Raw genomic sequence first — 17,970 nt, forward strand, 5'->3', positions numbered from 1 at the left:
GGACCGTGATGTATCTCGCAGGTGGTGTGAAGCACTCACACCGCGTCAAAAGCGCGCAGAGGGGTGACTACAGGCCACTGAGAGCCCTCGGCCACTCAGGCCGCGACCGGCTGCTTCGCCTGCGACGCCGAGGTGCCCGTGCCGTCCTGCGCGGCCTCGGCGGCCGTGGTCCCCGGGGCCGGCTTGCGCAGGCCCTTGAGGACGACGACCAGCGTGGTGGTGACGCCCACGCCCACCGCGATGGCGACCAGGTACAGGAACGGGTTGCCGATCAGCGGGACCACGAAGATGCCGCCGTGCGGGGCGCGCAGGGTGGCGCCGAAAGCCATCGACAGGGCACCGGTGACCGCGCCGCCGACCATCGAGGACGGGATGACGCGCAGCGGGTCTGCCGCGGCGAACGGGATCGCGCCCTCGGAGATGAAGGAGGCACCCAGGACCCAGGCGGCCTTGCCGTTCTCGCGCTCGGTCGGCGTGAAGAGCTTGCCGCGCACGGTCGTCGCCAGCGCCATGGCCAGCGGCGGGACCATACCGGCCGCCATCACCGCGGCCATGATCTTCATCGCCGAGTCGCTGGGGCTCGCGACGGCGATACCGGCGGTGGCGAAGGTGTAGGCGACCTTGTTGACCGGGCCGCCCAGGTCGAAGCACATCATCAGGCCGAGCAGGGCGCCGAGCAGGATCGCGTTGGAGCCGGTGAGGCCGTTCAGCCAGTCGGTCAGGCCCTTCTGCGCCTCGGCGATGGGCTTGCCGATCACGACGAACATCAGGAAGCCGACGATCGCCGCGGAGATCAGCGGGATCACCACCACCGGCATGATGCCGCGCACCGCCGCCGGGATCTTGACCCGCTGGATCGCCAGCACCACGCCACCGGCGATGAGACCGGCCGCCAGACCGCCGAGGAAGCCCGCGTTGATGGTCACCGAGATCGCGCCGCCGACGAAGCCGGGCACGAGGCCGGGCCGGTCCGCCATGCCGTAGGCGATGTAGCCCGCGAGGACGGGGACCAGGAAGCCGAAGGAGACCACGCCGATCTGGAAGAGCAGCGCGGCCCAGCTGTCGCTCTGGGTCCACACGAAGTGCTCCATGACCGACGGCGCCTTGTTGATCTTGTAGCCGCCGATCGCGAAGCCCAGGGCGATCAGCAGACCGCCCGCGGCGACGAACGGGACCATGTAACTGACGCCGGACATCAGCCACTTGCGCAGCTTGGTGCCGTAGCCCTCGGTGGAGTCGCCGGAGCGCTCGACGGGCGTCGCGCCCGGGGAACCGGCGGTGACCTCGCCGCGCTCGGCCTTGCCACGCACCTCGGTGATCAGCTCGCCGGGCCGGTTGATGCCCGCCTTCACGCCGACGTCGACGGTCGGCTTGCCGGCGAAGCGGTCCTTGTCCCGTACGGGCACGTCGTGGGCGAAGATCACGCCGTCCGCGGCCGCGATGACCGCCGGGTCGAGCCGGGTGAAGCCGGCCGAACCCTGGGTCTCGACGACGAGTTCGACGCCCGCCTCACGGCCGGCGTTCTCCAGCGACTCGGCCGCCATGTAGGTGTGGGCGATGCCGGTCGGACAGGACGTGACGGCGACGATCCGGAAGGGCCGCTCCTCGGCGGCCGCGTCCTCGGCGGCGACCGTGGCGGCCGTACCTGCGGCGGCAGTACCCGTGGCGGCGTCGGCGGAGGCCGCCGCCGACGCCGCCACGGAGTCTTCGGAACCGGCCCGCGCGGGCTCGTCCCCACCGGCGACCGCGGGCTCGTCCGCCGCGGGCTCGTCCCCGCGGATCAGCGCGGCCGCGGCCGTCGCGTCGTCCACCGACCGCAGCGCGGCGGTGAACTCGGCGTTCATCAGCTGCCGGGCCAGCGACGACAGGATCGTCAGGTGGGCGTCGTCGGCACCGGCCGGGGCGGCGATCAGGAAGATCAGGTCGGCGGGGCCGTCCGCCGCGCCGAAGTCGATGCCGGCGGCGCTGCGTCCGAAGGCGAGCGTGGGCTCGGTGACGTGCTCGCTGCGGCAGTGCGGGATGCCGATGCCGCCGTCGAGGCCGGTCGGCATCTGTGCCTCGCGCGCGGCCACGTCGGCGAGGAAGCCGTCCAGGTCGGTCACGCGGCCCAGGGCCACCATGCGCTCGGCGAGGGCACGCGCCGCCGCTTCCTTGGTATCGGCGGACAGGTCGAGGTCGACCAGGTCCGCGGTGATCATGTCGCTCATCGCGGGCTCCTTCGCACGCGTATCGCCCGGCACTGGGGGTGGGCGAGAGGGGGGACGGGGGTGCTGTGGGGGGTGACGGGAGTGGTGGAGGCGGGGCCGGGGAAACCCCGCCTCCTCGGGACGGCGGGGCGGCTCAGGGTGCCCCGCGTCCCGTCCGTCGCGGCGAGTAACAGGGAGCCTCGCCGCTCCAGGGCGGATGGTCGGGCCGTCGTCGCTGCGCGGACGCTCATGCCACCGGCTCCTTCAATACGCGATCCATCGGCACGTCCGCCGTGACCGTCACCACAGCGGGGTCCAGGTCGTCCGGCTTCGGCATCTCGCTGCCCGGCAGCTGTACGGCGGCGGCGCCGTGCGCGACGGCGGAGGCGAGCGCGTCGGGCCCGCTGCCGCCGGCGATCAGGAAGCCGGCGAGCGAGGAGTCGCCCGCGCCGACGTTGCTGCGGACGACGTCTACCCGCGCGCTGCCGAACCAGGCGCCGTGGGCGTCGACGAGCAGCTGCCCGTCGGCGCCCAGGCTGGCCAGGACGGCACCCGCGCCCCTCTCGCGCAGTTCCTCGGCCGCCTTCACCGCGTCGCCCACCGTGGCCAGCGGGCGTCCGACGGCCTCCGCGAGTTCCTCGGCGTTCGGCTTCACCACGTCGGGCCGCTCGCGCAGCGCCGCGAGGAGGGCGGGGCCGGAGGTGTCCAGCGCGATGCGCATGCCGGCGGCGTGCACCCGGGCGACCAGGTCGGCGTACCAGGACGGGGCGAGTCCGCGCGGCAGGCTGCCGCAGCAGGCGATCCAGGAGGCGTCGCGGGACTGCTCGCGCACGGTCTCCAGGAGCAGTTCCTGCTCGGCGGCGGACAGCTCGGGCCCGGGAGCGTTGATCTTCGTCAGAACACCGTCCGACTCCGCGAGCGCGATGTTCGAGCGGGTGGCCCCGGCGACCGGCACCGGCGCGACCTCGATGCCCTGCGCGTCGAGCAGGTGGGCGACGAGCGCGCCCGGCGCACCACCCAGGGGCAGGACGGCGACAGTGCGCTGCCCGGCGGCGGCGACGGCGCGGGAGACGTTCACGCCCTTGCCGCCGGGGTCCATGCGTTCGCCGGTGGCGCGGATGACCTCGCCACGGTCGAGGGACGGGACCTCGTAGGTGCGGTCCAGGGAGGGGTTCGGGGTGACGGTGAGGATCATGCGCGCACTACTTCCGTGCCGCCGCGCTCGATCGCGACGGCGTCTTCGGGGCTCAGCCCGCTGTCGGTGATCAGCAGGTCCACGTCGCTCAGGTCGCCGAAGCGGGCGAAGTGCTCCTGGCCGTGCTTGGCGGAGTCGGCGAGCAGCACCACGCGGCGGGCGGCGGCGACGGCGGCCTGTTTCACCGCGGCCTCGGCGAGGTCGGGGGTGGTCAGACCGTGCTCGGCGGAGAAGCCGTTGGCCGCCACGAAGAGGACGTCCGCGCGGATCTCTCCGTACGCGCGCAGCGCCCAGGCGTCCACGGCGGCGCGCGTACGGTGCCGTACGCGCCCGCCGACGAGGTGGAGCTGGATGCCGGGGTGGTCCGCGAGGCGGGCCGCGATCGGCAGGGAGTGCGTGACGACGGTGAGCTCGGCCTCCAGGGGGAGGGCGGCGGCCAGGCGCGCGACCGTCGTTCCGGCGTCGAGGATCATCGTGCCCTCGGTGGGCAACTCCGCGAGGGCCGCCTTGGCGATGCGGTCCTTCTCGTCGGCGGCGGTCGACTCGCGCTCGGCGATGTCCGGCTCGAAGTCGAGCCGGCCTACGGGGATGGCCCCGCCGTGCACCCGGCGGACCAGGCCGGCACGGTCGAGGGCCTTCAGGTCCCGGCGGATCGTCTCCGCCGTGACCTGGAACTCCTCGGCCAGCGACACGACATCCACCCGCCCGCCGTCACGGGCGAGCCGGAGAATCTCCTGCTGCCGCTCCGGTGCGTACATGTCCGTTCGCCTCCGACCGATGCCCGAACGTGTGGTTTCGATGGGAGGCTACGCCCGGATTTCCAGAAAGTAAACATTTTCGGGCTCCACTCGGACATGAACGGACTTCCGGCTGTGTCCGAGCATGCCAGGAGCACACATCAGAAGGGGCCCGGCATCTCGAAAGATGCCGGGCCCCGCACCGAGAAGCTCACCCCACCGGCTGCGGCTCCCGCTCCGCCACCCCGGGAACCTCCGACGAAGCGCCCTCGATGTGCTGCGCGGGGCGCCGGGGCAGCGCGAACATCAACAGGAAGATGACGACCATCACCGCGGCCACCCAGCCGAGCGCGTGCTGGAAGGCGTCCACGAAGGCCGGGCCGATCCGCTCCGGCCGCAGGTCGTCGCCGATGACCCCGAAGAACACCACGGACACCAGGCCGAGTCCCAGCGCGTTGCCCATCTGCTGCACGGTGTTGATGAGCCCGGACGCCGAACCGGCGTGTTCGCGCGGGACCTCCGACAGCACCGCGTCCGTGAGCGGGGCGACGATCAGGCCCATGCCCACGCCCATGACGACCAGCGGCAGCGCCATCTGCCAGGAGGCTATGGACAGGCCGTACCGCTCGGACTCCCAGATGTAGATCAGCACGCCCACCGCCATCAGCAGCGCACCGGCCTGGAGCACCTTGCGGCCGAAGCGCGGGACGAGCTTCTGCACGGACAGACCCGCCGCCGTGGAGACGGCGATCGAGAACGGCACACCGGTCAGCCCCGCCCGCAGCGGGCTCCAGCCCAGCCCGGTCTGCATGTACAGCGTCCACACCAGGAAGAAGATGCCGAGTCCGACCCCGAAGACGGTCTGCACCGCGATGCCGGCGGCGAAGCTCTTCACCTTGAACAGGGACAGCTCGACCAGCGGGGAGCCGTCCCGCGCGGCCTTCCGCTTCTCGAACACCACCAGCAGGGCGAAGACGACCGGCGCACCGGCCATCGACACGTACCCCCACACCGGCCAGCCCAGCTCCTCACCGCGGGTCAGCGGGTAGAGCAGCATCAGCAGCCCGAGCACGACCATGGCCACGCCCACCAGGTCCAGCCTCAGCGCCCGCGGAGCCTTCGACTCGCTGATGAAACGGCTCCCGAGCACCAGCCCGACGATCCCGACCGGCAGGTTGATGAGGAAGATCGGCCGCCACTCGAGCCCGAACAGGTTCCACTCGGTCAGCAACGCGCCGAGCAGCGGCCCGGAGACGGCCCCCAGCCCCACGATCGCGCCGAACAGCCCGAACACCTTGCCGCGCTCGTGCGCCGGGAAGGTGGCGTGCACGATCGACAGCACCTGCGGCACCATCAGCGCCGCCATCGCGCCCTGGAGGATGCGGGAGGCGACCAGCATCTCCGGGTTCGCGGCGAAGCCGCACAGCGCCGACGCGAGGGTGAACCCGCCGATCCCGACGAGGAACAGCCGCTTGCGCCCGTGAATGTCACCGAGCCGCCCGCCGGTGATCAGCCCCGCGGCGAAGGCGAGGGCGTATCCGGCGGTGATCCACTGGATCTGGCTGACGGAGGCGCCGGCGTCCTGCCGGATGGACGGGATGGCGATGTTGACGATCGTGACGTCGACGAGGTCCATGAAGGCCGCCGTCATCACGATCGCCAGGGCGAACCAGCGCCGGCGGTCGCCCGCGGTGCCCGATTCGCCCCTGTCGGCGGTGGTGCGCAGGGTGTCCGTTGAGGTCATGGGAAGAAGTTAGGACCCCAGTAGGTCTGATCGTGACCTACATGTGCGCGATTCTCACTCTCATGACAACGGACACTCCGGCTCGACTCCTCCAGCTACTGTCCCTGCTCCAGACGCCCCGCGAATGGCCCGGCGGTGAGCTCGCCGACCGGCTCGGGGTGTCCCGTCGTACCGTGCGGCGGGACATCGACCGGCTGCGGGAGCTGGGGTATCCCGTGCAGGCGAGCATGGGGGCGGACGGCGGGTACCGGCTGGTGGCCGGCAAGGCGATGCCGCCGCTCGTGCTGGACGACGAGGAGGCGGTGGCGATCGCGGTCGGGCTGCGCGCGGGCGCCGGGCACGCGCTGGAGGGCGTGGACGAGGCGTCGGTGCGGGCCCTTGCCAAGCTGGAGCAGGTGTTGCCGTCCCGGCTGCGGCACCGGGTGACCACGCTGCAGGCCGCGACCACGCCGCTGACCAGTGGGGACGGGGCGAGCATCGCACCGGAGACGCTGACCGTCATGGCGGCGACGGTGGCCGGGCGGGAGCGGTTGCGGTTCGCCTACCGCGCCGGGGACGGGAGTACGTCACGGCGGCTGACCGAGCCGTACCGGCTGGTGTCGACCGGGCGTCGCTGGTACCTCGTCGCCTACGACCTCGATCGCGCGGACTGGCGGACGTTCCGCGTCGACCGGGTGAGCGAGCCGTTCGCCACCGGGGTGCGGTTCGCTCCGCGGGAGGTGCCGGAGGGGGACGCGGCGGAGTATCTGCGGCGGTCCATCCGGCGGCGGCAGGACCCGCACGAGGCGGAGTACGACTTCGACGTCACCTTCCGGGCACCGGCGGAGGTCGTCGCCACCCGGTTGTGGGGGGCGATGGGTCGGCCGGAGCCGCTGGAGGGCGACGAGGGGGCGTGCCGGTTGCGGGGACGGACACAGGATCCGGTGGAGTGGGTGGCGGTCCGGCTCGCCGTCGTGGGGTGCGAGTTCTCCGTACGGGAGCCCGCCGAGTTGAGGGAGTGCGTACGGGAGTTGGGGGGCCGGCTGAGTCGCGCCGGGGGCGGTGGGTGAGACGGCCACCGGCCCGGGTGCCGTGGAGCGTGGCACAATCTGGCATTCGGGCGGGTCACCCCGTGGTTCAGGTACGGGGTGGCCCGCCTGAGTCGTGCGCGGGCCCGGCCGCGATGTGGCGCGACGGGAAGAACGCGGCGGGAAGGTGGAGACGGGCCCCGGCGCCCGGGGGGAGGGGCGCCGGAGCCCGGCTCGGGGAAAGTCCCGGCGCCGGGGGGGGATTGCGTCGGGACTTGGATCAGGGGCCCCGGGATGTCCCGGGGTCGGACCACCGTCTCGTGGGTCGAACTGCCGTGTCGTGGATTCTTGTTCCCGGACTCGGCGCTTTGAAGCGGCGTTACATCGCCATGTTTGCGCGGGCTTTCGCCACCCGGCGCACGCATCGGCGCGCACCCGCACCGTGCGCCTCGGAGTGCCTCTGCCGTGCCGAGCCGGCGCCCGTCGGCGCCGGCTTGTGGCACTCGGCTCATGCCGCCGCGTCGAACCCGGTGTCGCGGGCCAGCTTCTTCAGCTCCAGCAGGGCGTGCTTCTCGATCTGACGGATGCGCTCACGGGTGAGCCCGTGCTCCTTGCCGACCTCGGTCAGCGTGCGCTCGCGGCCGTCCTCGATGCCGTACCGCATCTTGATGATGGAGGCCGTGCGCTGGTCGAGGCGTCCGATGAGATCGTCGAGTTCCTCGCTGCGCAGGAGGGTGAGGACCGACTGCTCCGGGGAGACCGCCGACGTGTCCTCCAGGAGGTCGCCGAACTGGGTCTCGCCCTCGTCGTCCACCGACATGTTCAGCGAGACCGGGTCACGGGCCCAGTCGAGGACGTCGATCACACGCTCCGGGTTGGAACCGAGCTCCGCCGCGATCTCCGCGGGCTCCGGGTCACGGCCGTTCTCCCGGTTGAACTCGCGCTGCACGCGACGGATCCGGCCGAGCTCCTCCACCAGGTGGACGGGCAGACGGATGGTGCGGGACTGGTCGGCTATCGAGCGCGTGATCGCCTGGCGGATCCACCAGGTCGCGTACGTCGAGAACTTGAAGCCCTTGCGGTAGTCGAACTTCTCGACCGCGCGGACCAGGCCGGCGTTGCCCTCCTGGATCAGGTCGAGCAGGGGCAGGCCGCTGCGGGGGTAGCGGCGCGCCACGGCGACGACCAGGCGGAGGTTGGAGCGGATGAAGACGTCCTTGGCCCGCTCTCCCTCGGCGACCAGGGCCTCGAGCTCCTCACGGGTGGCGTCCGTCTTGGACTCCTCGTACCCGTCGAGGACCTGTCGCGCGAACACGCCCGCTTCGACGGTCTGCGACAGCTCGACCTCCTTGGCGGCGTCGAGCAGCGGTGTACGCGCGATCTCGTCGAGGTACATGCCGACCAGGTCGCGGTCGGCGATCTCGCCGGCGTGGGCGCGAACACTGCTTGCCGAGTCGGCCGTCTCGCCGGTGGCGGACTGACGACGGGCGACGGCACGGGTTGCCATGCGTGCTCCCTTGCGATGGTGGGTCAGCGGGTGGTCCGTCGGACACCGGACGCACTCGTCGGTCTTCGGCGCTCGGAGCGCTCTCTGCCTCCTGAACGCTCCGGACTCTTGTCGAGTGCCCTGCATCCGAAGGAAACAACGACTGGAATCAGGACAGAATTCCCAACCAGCACCTCGTTTTTTCTGATCATGCAGTACCCTGTCCGGCCACACGAGGAGGAGCGATGTCGCCAGCACGTACAGAGGTGCAGGTCAGGGCGGGAGTCGAGGCGGATCTCGACGCCCTCACGGATCTCTACAACCACTACGTACGTGAGACGGCCATCACATTCGACATCGAGGCCTTCACTGCGGAAGAGCGCCGCCCTTGGCTGCTCTCCCACCCTGAAGACGGACCGCACCGACTGATGGTTGCCGAGGCCACGGACTCACAGGAGATTCTCGGCTACGCCACATCCAGCCCTTACCGGCCGAAGGCCGCCTACTCGACCTCCGTGGAGGTCACGGTCTACGTCGCCCCGCACGCCGGTCGCCGAGGTATCGGCACGCTCCTTTACAAGGCGCTCTTCGAGGCGCTCTCCGGAGAGGACGTGCATCGCGCCTACGCGGGCATCGCGCAGCCGAACGAGGGGTCCGTCGGGCTGCACGAGCGCTTCGGCTTCCGGTACGTCGGCACGTACCGCGAGGTGGGCCGCAAGTTCGGCCGCTACTGGGACGTGGCCTGGTACGAGAAGGAGCTGTAGCCGTACGCCCGGGACGGCTCGCCTCAGCCGAACTGCACCGACCGCTTCGCCATGCCCATCCAGAAGCCGTCGATCACCGACCTCTGCGCGTCGAGCTCGCCGCTGACCTCCGCCGCGCCCATGGTCACGAAGAGCGGGGCGAAGTGCTCGGTGCGCGGGTGGGCGTAGCGGCCGGCCGGGGCCTTGTCGAGGAAGTCGAGCAGGCCGTCCCAGTCGCGGGACTCCAGCGCCCGGCGCCCCCAGTCGTCGAACTCCGAGGACCAGGTCGGCACACCCGGGCCGGTGTGGCGCAGGGCGGCCAGGTTGTGGGTGAAGAAGCCGGAGCCGACGATCAGCACGCCCTCGTCCCGCAGGGGCGCGAGCCTGCGGCCGATCTCCATCAGTTTCACCGGATCGAGGGTCGGCATGGAGACCTGGAGCACCGGGATGTCGGCTTCGGGGAACATCTCCACCAGCGGGACGTAGGCACCGTGGTCGAGGCCGCGGTCCGGGATGTCCTGCACGGGCATGCCGGGGGCGCGCAGCAGCTTGCGTACGGATTCGGCCAGCTCCGGTGCGCCCGGGGCGTCGTAGCGGACCCGGTAGTAGTGCTCGGGGAAGCCCCAGAAGTCGTAGACGAGGGGGACGGGCTGGACGGCACCGAGGGCGAGGGGCGCCTCCTCCCAGTGGGCGGAGACCATGAGGATCGCCTTGGGTCGCGGCAGGTCGGCGGACCAGGCGGCAAGCTGACCGGGCCAGATCGGGTCGTCCGCCAGCGGCGGCGCGCCGTGGCTCAGGTACAGGGCGGGCATGCGCTCCTGGGTGGCGGCGGACATGGCGGCGACTCCTTCCGGAGGATCAGTGCTTGAAACCTAAAGCTCTACCTCATGCAACATACAGTCACTTTGTTCAATTTTCAAGGACACAGCCTTTACAGTGGGATACATGAACACGGCACCCGCATCCGCTGAAGAGCCGCAGTGGCTCACCGCCGAGGAACAGCGCGTATGGCGCTCCTACCTGCATGCCACCACCCTCCTCGAGGACCATCTCGACCGCCAGCTCCAGCGTGACGCGGGCATGCCGCACATCTACTACGGCCTCCTCGTGGGCCTCGCGGAGGCCCCGCGGCGGCGGCTGCGCATGACCGAGCTGGCGATGAAGTCGAAGATCACCCGCTCCCGGCTCTCCCACGCGATCGCCCGTCTGGAGAAGAACGGCTGGGTGCGGCGCGAGGACTGCCCCTCCGACAAGCGCGGGCAGTTCGCGGTGCTGACGGACGCCGGCCTGGAGGTGCTGCGGCGGACCGCGCCGGGCCATGTGGCGGCCGTACGGCAGGCGCTGTTCGAACGGCTCTCCCCGGAACAGCAGAAGTCCCTCGGCGAGATCATGCAGATCGTCGCCGAGGGACTTCAGCCCAACGAAGCGGGTGCGGACCTGCCCTGGCTGCGCTGAGCCGCTCACTCAGCCGGGCCGGGGCAGGTCCTGGATGCGTTCGTACGGAGCGTCCCCTTCCCCGTACGAACGAAGGGCCCGAAGGGGTACCGCGGGACGGTCGCCGTCAGTGGACGACGACCGGCACCGCCAGCTCGTCCTCGACACTCTCGCCGGAGCCCGCCACCGTGGTGCCGTCGGGCCGGCCGGCGTTGACGAAGACCGACACGATCACGGCGGCCAGCACCAGCATGCCGACGGCGAACCAGATCGCGTTGGTGTAGCCGTGCACCATGCCCTGCAGCTGGACCAGCTGCTGCTGGGACTTGGACGTGGCGCCCCCGATGTGGTCCGTGATGTACGACGTCGTCGCCGAGGCGGCGATCGTGTTCAGCAGGGCCGTGCCGATCGCGCCGCCCACCTGCTGCGAGGTGTTGACCATCGCGGAGGCGACACCGGCGTCCCGGGGCTCGACGCCCAGGGTGGCCAGGGACATGGCCGGCATGAACGCCGTACCCATGCCGAGGCCGAGCAGCACCATCGACGGCAGAACGGTCGAGGCGTACGACGAGCCGATCTCCAGCTGGGTCAGCAGGAACATGCCGCTCGCGGCGACCAGGAAGCCGGGGCCCATCAGCAGCCGGGCCGGGACCCGGGTCATCAGACGTGTGCCGATCTGGGTCGAGCCGATCATCATGCCGACGATCATCGGCATGAAGGCGAAGCCGGTCTTGATGGGCGTGTAGCCCTTCACGATCTGCAGGTAGTAGGTGAGGAACAGGAACGTGCCGAACATCGCGATGATGGCGATGCCGAGCGAGAGGTAGATACCGCCGCGGTTGCGGTCGGTGACCACGCGCAGGGGCAGCAGCGGGGCCTTGACCTTCGCCTCGGTGACGACGAAGGCGACGAGCAGCAGCGCTGAGGCGACGAACAGGCCGACCGTCATCGAGTCGCCCCAGCCGTCGGTCTCGGCGCGGGTGAAGCCGTAGACCAGCGCGACCAGACCGGTGGTGGACAGCAGGACGCCGGGGATGTCGAGCGGGTTGCGGTTGCGGCCGCCCTCGGGCTCACGGATGACGAAGTACGCGCCGAGCGCGGCGGCCACGGCGAACGGGATGTTGACGAAGAACGTCCAGCGCCAGTCCATGTACTCGGTCAGCACACCGCCGAGGATGAAGCCGACGGCGCCGCCACCACCCGCGATCGCACCGTAGATGCCGAACGCCTTGGCGCGCTCCTTGGCGTCGGTGAACATCACGGCGAGCAGGGAGAGCGCGGCGGGCGCGAGCAGTGCGCCGAAGGCGCCCTGGAGGGCGCGGGCGCCGAACATCATCGCCTCGTTGGTGGCCGCGCCACCGAGCGCGGAGGCCGCGGCGAAGCCGACGAGGCCGACGACGAAGGCGTTCTTACGGCCCCACAGGTCGGCGATGCGGCCGCCGAAGAGGAGGAGTCCGCCGAAGGCGAGGGCGTAGGCGGTGACGACCCACTGCCGGTTGCCGTCGGATATGCCCAGGTCCTGCTGGGCGGAGGGCAGGGCGATGTTCACGATGGTGGCGTCGAGGACGACCATCAGCTGGGCGAGCGCGATGAAGACGAGCGCTTTCCAGCGGTTGGCGTCACCGGACGTGGCCGGTGCGCCGGGAGCCTTTGCGGCTGTTTCAGACATGGAGGTACCCACTTCGGGACTTCGGAGCGAAAAAAGACTGTCGAAAGGGGACGGCCCGTCGTTGTGACGGCCGGTCAACGTCGGTGTAGTTGACTGCTGTGGTGCGCTGAACTAATCGGTCAGGACTCGCGCAGGTCCTCCAAGGTCACGGCCGTGCCCGGCAGGGTGGAGCGGGCCGGGGCCCGCAGTCCGTCCAGGAACAGCTGAAGATGGCGGTGTACGAAGCGGTCGGCGTTGAGGCAGGCCGTACCGGCGGGAGGCCTGCTGAGCTGGGCCACGGCGACGAACAGGTCGCCGACGTCCACGTCGGCGCGGAGCTGTCCGGCCGCCCTGGCGCGGCCCATGACCTCATGGATGATCCGCTCGACCCCGTCGCGAGCGGCGACCAGGTCGGGGTGGTTGTCGTCGAACGTGCTGGAGAGCATCGGGCACAGCGCGCTGATCCGCTCGTCGGCGGCCACGTGCACGAAGCGCTCCAGCGCCCCGAACGCGTCGCCGTTCTCGGCGAGGGCGATCTCGGCGGCCCGCGCGGTGCGGTCCATGACCGAGCAGACGACCTCGCGCACGAGCGCGTCGCGGTCCGGGAAGTTGCGGTACACCGTGGCATTGCCGACGCCGGCCCGGCGGGCGATGTCGTCGAGCGGCACATCGGGGCCCAACTCGGTGAACATCTCCCGGGCGGCGGCGACGATCCGCTCCCGGTTGCGCAGGGCATCGGCGCGCGGCCGGGATGCCTTGCGCTGCTCGGGGGGCGCGGTCTGCACGGCGTACTCCTTGGTGGATGGGCTGTGTGGTTCGGTCCGAACAATCCGAACCATCCGGCGGCCCGTTCTGCTTGTCCGGCCTGTTCGGCTTGTCTGGTTCGTTCGGGTCCGCGATCCGGGGAGGGGATCCCCGTTTCACTCGGACACATGGCTAAACGGGGAATCAGTCCCCGGAATTTCCCCTACCGCCCTCCATTTCTTGTGACCTGAGTCACATCTCACGACGAGCGGGCGACCACGGACGGAGCCCACGATCGGCCCCCTCCAACGCGCGCCCCCCACCACCCCGACACAGGGTGATCGGGAGGGCGCAGCCGGTGACGGGCGGCTGCCCGGACCGGAAGGGCCCACCCATGCAGCCGCAGCCGACCAGGCGTCGGATACGCCCGCGCCGTGTGGCCGCCCTCGCCTCCGTGACCGTCCTGACCCTCGCGGTCAGCACCTCGGCCGGTTCCGGACGCCTCACCCCGAGTGCCTCGCCGGCCGGCGCGGGCCCGGTCGCGGTGTCCCCCTCCACCGCCCTCGGCGCCTGCATGATCAGCGGCAGCCCGGTCGTCCAGATGTCGGAGGGCATCCCGACCCCGGCCGGCTACGCCCGCGCCACCGGGGTCGTCCGCGCGCTGACCGTGATGGTCGACTTCTCCGACGCGCCGGGCCAGGGCAGCGCGCTCGACCGCTTCAACGAGTTCTTCCCGCAGACCCAGGAGTGGTTCCGCACGAGTTCCTACGGCCGCCTCGACTACCGCCCCGAGGCCCCGGTCCGCGACTGGCTGCGCATGCCGAAGCCGTTCCGCGCGTACGACATAGAACGCGGCGCGCCCTTCGACCCCGGCTACCGCGCTCTCGTCCAGGACATCGTGGCCGCCGCCGACCCGACGGTCGACTTCCGGGCGTACGACCTGCTGAACGTGCTGATCACCCCGAACGCGGGGCCGTCCGCGCTCGACACGGTCCTGTCCGTGACCTTCGCGGGCAACGCCGAGGCACCCGTCGCCGACGGCGTCCCCGTGTCGAACGCCTCCTTCGTCTACTCCCGCCAGGACGACGGCTCCGGCTCCTACGCCCGGACCGGCTTCCGCGTCCTGCCGCACGAGAACGGCCATGTCTTCGGGCTGCCCGACCTGTACACCCAGGAGGGCGGGGGCGCGGTCGGGCACTGGGACATCATGAGCGAGGACTGGGGGGCCAACAACGACCTGCTCGGCTGGCACAAGTGGAAGCTGGGCTGGCTGGACGCCACCCAGATCGGCTGCGCGGCGCTGCCCGGGACGACGCAGTACACGCTGACACCGCTGGCTCGGGCGGGTGGGCCCAAGCTGGTCTTCGTCCCGGTGAACCGCCGCAGTGGCTATGCCGTCGAGCTGCGCACCCGGGAGGGCAACGACGAGGCGGTGTGCCGCCCGGGCGTCCTGATCTACCGCGTCGACGCGGAGATCGACACCGGTATGGGCCCGATCACCGCGTACGACTCCCAACCCGACTCCGGCGGCTGCACCCGCAGCCCCAACGTCCACGCGGAACTCTCCGACGCCCCCTTCACCCCGGGCGAGACCTTCGTCGACTCCGGGCACGGCATCCGCATCTCGGTGACGTCGACGGACACAGCGGGGAACTACAGGGTGCTGGTCACACGGCGGTGAGATGGGTTCTCAGGTTCTGGTGGCCGAGGGCCTCAATTACGGTAGGCGTGCCGTGGAGCCGTAGGGCCCTGGATGCCGTAGCGGAGAGTCGATGCCTGCGAGGACGAGCGTGGAGAGCGTGCCGGACGCCGTGGCGGCGGGCGGCTCGTCCGCCGTGCCGCCCGCCGAGGCGGTGACGCCGTTGGTGCGTGGGGTCGCCGTGTTGCGGGAGCTGACCGAGGCCGGGGGCACGGTGAGCCTGAGCGGGCTGGAGCGGGCCACCGGGCTCGCGCGGTCCACGGTGGACCGGATCACGGCGACCCTCGCGCGGATGGGGTACGTACGGCTCGACGGACGGGACGCGGTGCTGGCCCCACGGGTGATGGAGCTGGGCAACGCCTACCTGGCGGCCCTGCGCCTCCCCGCCCTGCTGGACGCGCGCGCGGACGCCCTCGCCGACGAGCTCGACGAGTCGGTGTCGCTGGCGGTCGCCGACCGGGACGGCATCCGGTTCATCCACCAGGCCACCCGCCGCCGCGCCATGTCCCTCAGCTTCCGCATCGGCGACCTGCTCCCCGCCGAACGCACCGCGCCCGGCCCCCTGTTCGCCACGGAGTGGACGGACCCCGACTGGCACCGCTGGCGCGAGCGCCGGGCGGCGGACCCGCGGGACCGTGGCTTTCCCGCCGTACCGCCGAGGGAACGCCCGTCCCCGGACGAGGAGTTCGAGCGTGCGGCGGCCCAGGCCGCGACCGGCGGCTTCGCACTGGACGACCAGCTGATCGAGCCCGGCCTGGTGGCGGTCTCCGTACCGGTACGGGACCCGCGCACCGGCCGGATCGCCTGCGTGGCCAGCGTCGTCAGCCACACCAGCCGGCACACCGCGGCCGACCTGCGCGACACGCTCCTCCCCCGCCTGCGCACGGCGGTCGGAGCCATGGAGGACGACCTGCGCGAGGCACCCGTACCCGAGCCCGGGGCGGGCCCGACGGGACTCGCCACCTGGACGGGCGGGTCCAAACAGGAGCTCGGCCGAGAGTTCGTCGAGTCCCTCGCCCGTGGCCTGACCGTCCTCACCGCCTTCGGCGAGGGCCGGGCCGAGCTGCCGCTCACGGACGTGGCGAAGGCGACGGGCCTCGCCCGGGCGACGACCCGCCGGGCGCTGATCACCTACGAGCACCTGGGCCTGGTGACCCGCCCGACCGACCGCACCTTCGCCCTCACCCCCCGCGTCCTGTCCCTGGGCTTCCCGCCCCTGTCCCGCACCTCCCTCCCCCGCATCGCGACCCCGCACCTGACAGAACTGGCGGAACGGATCCAGGAGTCGACGTCGCTGGCGGTGCTGGTGCGGGGTGGCTCCGGCGCTGTGCCCAGCGAGACCAGCTCCGGGCCGGAGATCCAGTACACGGCGCGGGCCACCACGCACCGCGTGATGACCGTGGACATCACCCCCGGCACACGTCTGCCCGCCTACGCCACGTCACTGGGCCGCGTCCTGCTGGCGGACCTGCCGCCCGCCGAGCGCGACCCGGGCCCGCTGCACCCCCTGACCTCCCGCACGGTGACGGACCCCACGGCCCTCGCCGACGCCCTGGAGGAAGTGCGGGTCCAGGGATACGCCCTGGTCGACGAGGAGTTGGAGGAGGGGCTGCGCTCGATCGCCGTACCGGTACGCGACCGCACGGGCCGCGTCGTCGCCGCCCTCAACACGGCGATGCACCCGGCCCGCCGCACCCTCGACGACTGCCTCGACACCCTCCTGCCCGAGCTGATCACAACGGCCGGCCACATCGAGTCCGACCTCCACGTGGCGGAACGCTTCACTCACGTCGCGTCGGCCTGAGCGGGGCGGGCCTCTCACAGCGACCCCGCCGCCGCACACGCCCCAGCGGCGAGCTCCGAAGTCCGGGCCACGCGTCTACCTCACCTACACCACCACTCCCCCCCCCCACTCCCCCTCCACTCCGGCATCCGCCGGGCCCACCCGGTCCGCCAACATTCCGACACATTCGTCGAGCGCCGCGTGCCACGGCGGTACGAAGGCAGCGAGTTGACGTCCGACACCCCGCCCGCCTCCAGCACGGCCTCGACGACCGTCACCAGGACAGCGGCGGCCTCCAGGGCGTGCATGTCGGCCGGCGTCTCGAGCAGGCCACGCGGGCGCGCGACCGCTGAGCGAAGAGACAGAACCTAGTAGCTGTCGTAGCTGGGCTTGCCCGTCGGCCGGTAGACGCCGACGACGGTGCCGCTCTTCGTCGTCGAGACACTGACCGGCTCCAGAGCGGTGGGGACCGCTCCGTCGGCGAACAGCCGCTTGCCGGTGCCGATGATCACCGGATGGATGGTCAGCCGGTACTCGTCGACCAGGTCGTGCCGCATGAGCGTCTGGGCGAGGTCGCCGCTGCCGACGACGTTGATGTCACCGCCGTCGGACGCCTTCAGCTCACGCACGGCGTCGGCGACGTCGCCCTCCAGCAGCGTGGAGTTCTCCCACTCCAGGGACGTCAGGGTCCGGGACGCCACGTACTTGCGCATGCTGTTCATCCGCTCGGTGAACGGGTTGCCGGGATCGGCGGTCGGCCAGTACGCCGCGAAGATGTCGTACGTCTTGCGGCCGAGCAGCATCGCGTCGGCGGGCTCGTACCAGCCGGCGATGGCCGCGCCGACCTCGTCGTCGGACACCGGCCTCTGCCAGCCGCCGTGCTCGAAGCCGCTCTCGGCGTCCTCGTCCGGACCGCCCGGTGCCTGCATGACGCCGTCCAGCGACAGGAACGTGCAAACGATGATCTTGCGCATGGTGCGCTCCCTTCGTGTCGACGGGTGGACTGCGCGACCACCGGAAACTCATCGGTGGGGCCTCGGCGGCGCGGCAGGGGTCACCGTCCGATCCTCAGCCTGCCCGCACTTCCGTGTTCTGGCAGGCGTGCAGGAGCCAGCTCCCGTTTCCCTGCTTGGTCATGACGTAGAGCGGGGCACCTTCGGTGTCGCCGTCCGCCGAGTGGTAGACCTGCCGGACCTTGACCGCCGCGACGTCGGGCCGCAGGAACTGCGTGTGCACCGCCTCGTAGGTGACCTCGCCGTCCCAGCTCGCGGCGGGCAGGACGGCGCGGGTGAACTCGGCGATGGCGTCGAGGCCGATGAGGACCTTGCCGTGGGCGGTCGTCCAGACGGCGTCGGGATGGAACAGCGCGAGGAACCCGTCGACGTCCTTGGCGCGCTGTGTGCGCTCGACGGTGGCCACAACCTGTTCGATGGCTTTGATGTCCGCGGTTTCGGTGCTCATCTCGGTGTTCATATGGATCACCCTGAGACCTCAAGCAGACTTGAGGTCAAGGGTTCCACTCGCCGTGATCACCCCACAGGTGCTGGCGTCACTGCTTCCGCTG

At 71.2% G+C, this 17,970-nt stretch carries 15 protein-coding genes; 5 read left to right on the plus strand and 10 right to left on the minus strand.

The genetic code is table 11. The features are described 5' to 3' along the window. Positions 1–95: 95 nt before the first annotated feature. From ACGFNV_RS12675 to ACGFNV_RS12690, 4 genes are all read right to left on the minus strand, one after another. On the minus strand, positions 96–2,207 hold the full coding sequence (locus tag ACGFNV_RS12675) for a fructose-specific PTS transporter subunit EIIC (protein ID WP_393621823.1): 2,112 nt from the start codon (positions 2,205–2,207) through the stop codon (positions 96–98). Positions 2,208–2,433: 226 nt separating this feature from the next. After that, positions 2,434–3,381, minus strand: coding sequence for a 1-phosphofructokinase (pfkB, locus tag ACGFNV_RS12680; RefSeq protein ID WP_393621825.1), 948 nt, complete (start codon positions 3,379–3,381; stop codon positions 2,434–2,436). Further along, positions 3,378–4,139: a DeoR/GlpR family DNA-binding transcription regulator gene (locus ACGFNV_RS12685; protein WP_393621826.1), complete on the minus strand. Its 762-nt coding sequence runs from the start codon at positions 4,137–4,139 to the stop codon at positions 3,378–3,380. The genes pfkB and ACGFNV_RS12685 overlap by 4 nt, the downstream gene beginning before the upstream one ends. Positions 4,140–4,329: 190 nt before the next feature. Beyond that, positions 4,330–5,862 (minus strand): MFS transporter, encoded by a 1,533-nt coding sequence (locus ACGFNV_RS12690; protein ID WP_393621828.1) that lies wholly within the window; start codon positions 5,860–5,862, stop codon positions 4,330–4,332. Between the two features lie 62 nt (positions 5,863–5,924). Here ACGFNV_RS12690 and ACGFNV_RS12695 point away from each other — a divergent pair, with 62 nt between their 5' ends. Beyond that, positions 5,925–6,911 carry a helix-turn-helix transcriptional regulator gene (locus ACGFNV_RS12695; RefSeq protein ID WP_393621830.1) on the plus strand — a complete coding sequence of 329 codons (987 nt, stop codon included), beginning with the start codon at positions 5,925–5,927 and terminating at the stop codon, positions 6,909–6,911. 466 nt (positions 6,912–7,377) lie between these two features. Here the strand turns inward: ACGFNV_RS12695 and ACGFNV_RS12700 are convergent, their stop codons facing one another. After that, complete coding sequence (locus tag ACGFNV_RS12700) at positions 7,378–8,376, minus strand: sigma-70 family RNA polymerase sigma factor (protein WP_133928792.1); 999 nt, start codon at positions 8,374–8,376, stop codon at positions 7,378–7,380. Between the two features lie 224 nt (positions 8,377–8,600). Between ACGFNV_RS12700 and ACGFNV_RS12705 the strand changes: the two genes are divergently transcribed. Then, positions 8,601–9,119, plus strand: a complete 519-nt coding sequence (locus ACGFNV_RS12705) for a GNAT family N-acetyltransferase (RefSeq protein WP_393621832.1) — start codon at positions 8,601–8,603, stop codon at positions 9,117–9,119. Between the two features lie 23 nt (positions 9,120–9,142). Here ACGFNV_RS12705 and ACGFNV_RS12710 read toward each other — a convergent pair whose 3' ends face one another. After that, the gene (locus ACGFNV_RS12710) at positions 9,143–9,934 is read right to left on the minus strand and encodes a dioxygenase (protein ID WP_393621833.1); all 792 of its coding nucleotides are present in this window, start codon (positions 9,932–9,934) and stop codon (positions 9,143–9,145) included. A 109-nt stretch (positions 9,935–10,043) separates the two neighbouring features. On the opposite strand from ACGFNV_RS12710, the gene ACGFNV_RS12715 reads away from it, so the two are divergent. Further along, positions 10,044–10,553: a MarR family winged helix-turn-helix transcriptional regulator gene (locus ACGFNV_RS12715; RefSeq protein WP_393621835.1), complete on the plus strand. Its 510-nt coding sequence runs from the start codon at positions 10,044–10,046 to the stop codon at positions 10,551–10,553. A 106-nt stretch (positions 10,554–10,659) separates the two neighbouring features. Here ACGFNV_RS12715 and ACGFNV_RS12720 read toward each other — a convergent pair whose 3' ends face one another. Together ACGFNV_RS12720 and ACGFNV_RS12725 are read right to left on the minus strand one after the other, a co-directional pair. Continuing rightward, positions 10,660–12,201, minus strand: coding sequence for an MFS transporter (locus ACGFNV_RS12720; RefSeq protein WP_393621837.1), 1,542 nt, complete (start codon positions 12,199–12,201; stop codon positions 10,660–10,662). A gap of 119 nt (positions 12,202–12,320) precedes the next feature. Further along, positions 12,321–12,965, minus strand: a complete 645-nt coding sequence (locus tag ACGFNV_RS12725) for a TetR/AcrR family transcriptional regulator (RefSeq protein WP_393621839.1) — start codon at positions 12,963–12,965, stop codon at positions 12,321–12,323. Positions 12,966–13,318: 353 nt separating this feature from the next. On the opposite strand from ACGFNV_RS12725, the gene ACGFNV_RS12730 reads away from it, so the two are divergent. After that, complete coding sequence (locus tag ACGFNV_RS12730) at positions 13,319–14,605, plus strand: M6 family metalloprotease domain-containing protein (protein WP_393621840.1); 1,287 nt, start codon at positions 13,319–13,321, stop codon at positions 14,603–14,605. A gap of 91 nt (positions 14,606–14,696) precedes the next feature. Next, on the plus strand, positions 14,697–16,427 hold the full coding sequence (locus tag ACGFNV_RS12735; RefSeq protein WP_393621842.1) for an IclR family transcriptional regulator C-terminal domain-containing protein: 1,731 nt from the start codon (positions 14,697–14,699) through the stop codon (positions 16,425–16,427). A 347-nt stretch (positions 16,428–16,774) separates the two neighbouring features. Here the strand turns inward: ACGFNV_RS12735 and ACGFNV_RS12740 are convergent, their stop codons facing one another. Further along, positions 16,775–17,380, minus strand: a complete 606-nt coding sequence (locus ACGFNV_RS12740) for a dihydrofolate reductase family protein (protein WP_393621843.1) — start codon at positions 17,378–17,380, stop codon at positions 16,775–16,777. Between the two features lie 94 nt (positions 17,381–17,474). After that, positions 17,475–17,867 carry an SgcJ/EcaC family oxidoreductase gene (locus tag ACGFNV_RS12745; RefSeq protein ID WP_393621844.1) on the minus strand — a complete coding sequence of 131 codons (393 nt, stop codon included), beginning with the start codon at positions 17,865–17,867 and terminating at the stop codon, positions 17,475–17,477. Positions 17,868–17,970 lie beyond the last annotated feature (103 nt).

The sequence above is a fragment of the Streptomyces sp. NPDC048751 genome (genome assembly GCF_043198595.1).
GTDB lineage: Bacteria > Actinomycetota > Actinomycetes > Streptomycetales > Streptomycetaceae > Streptomyces.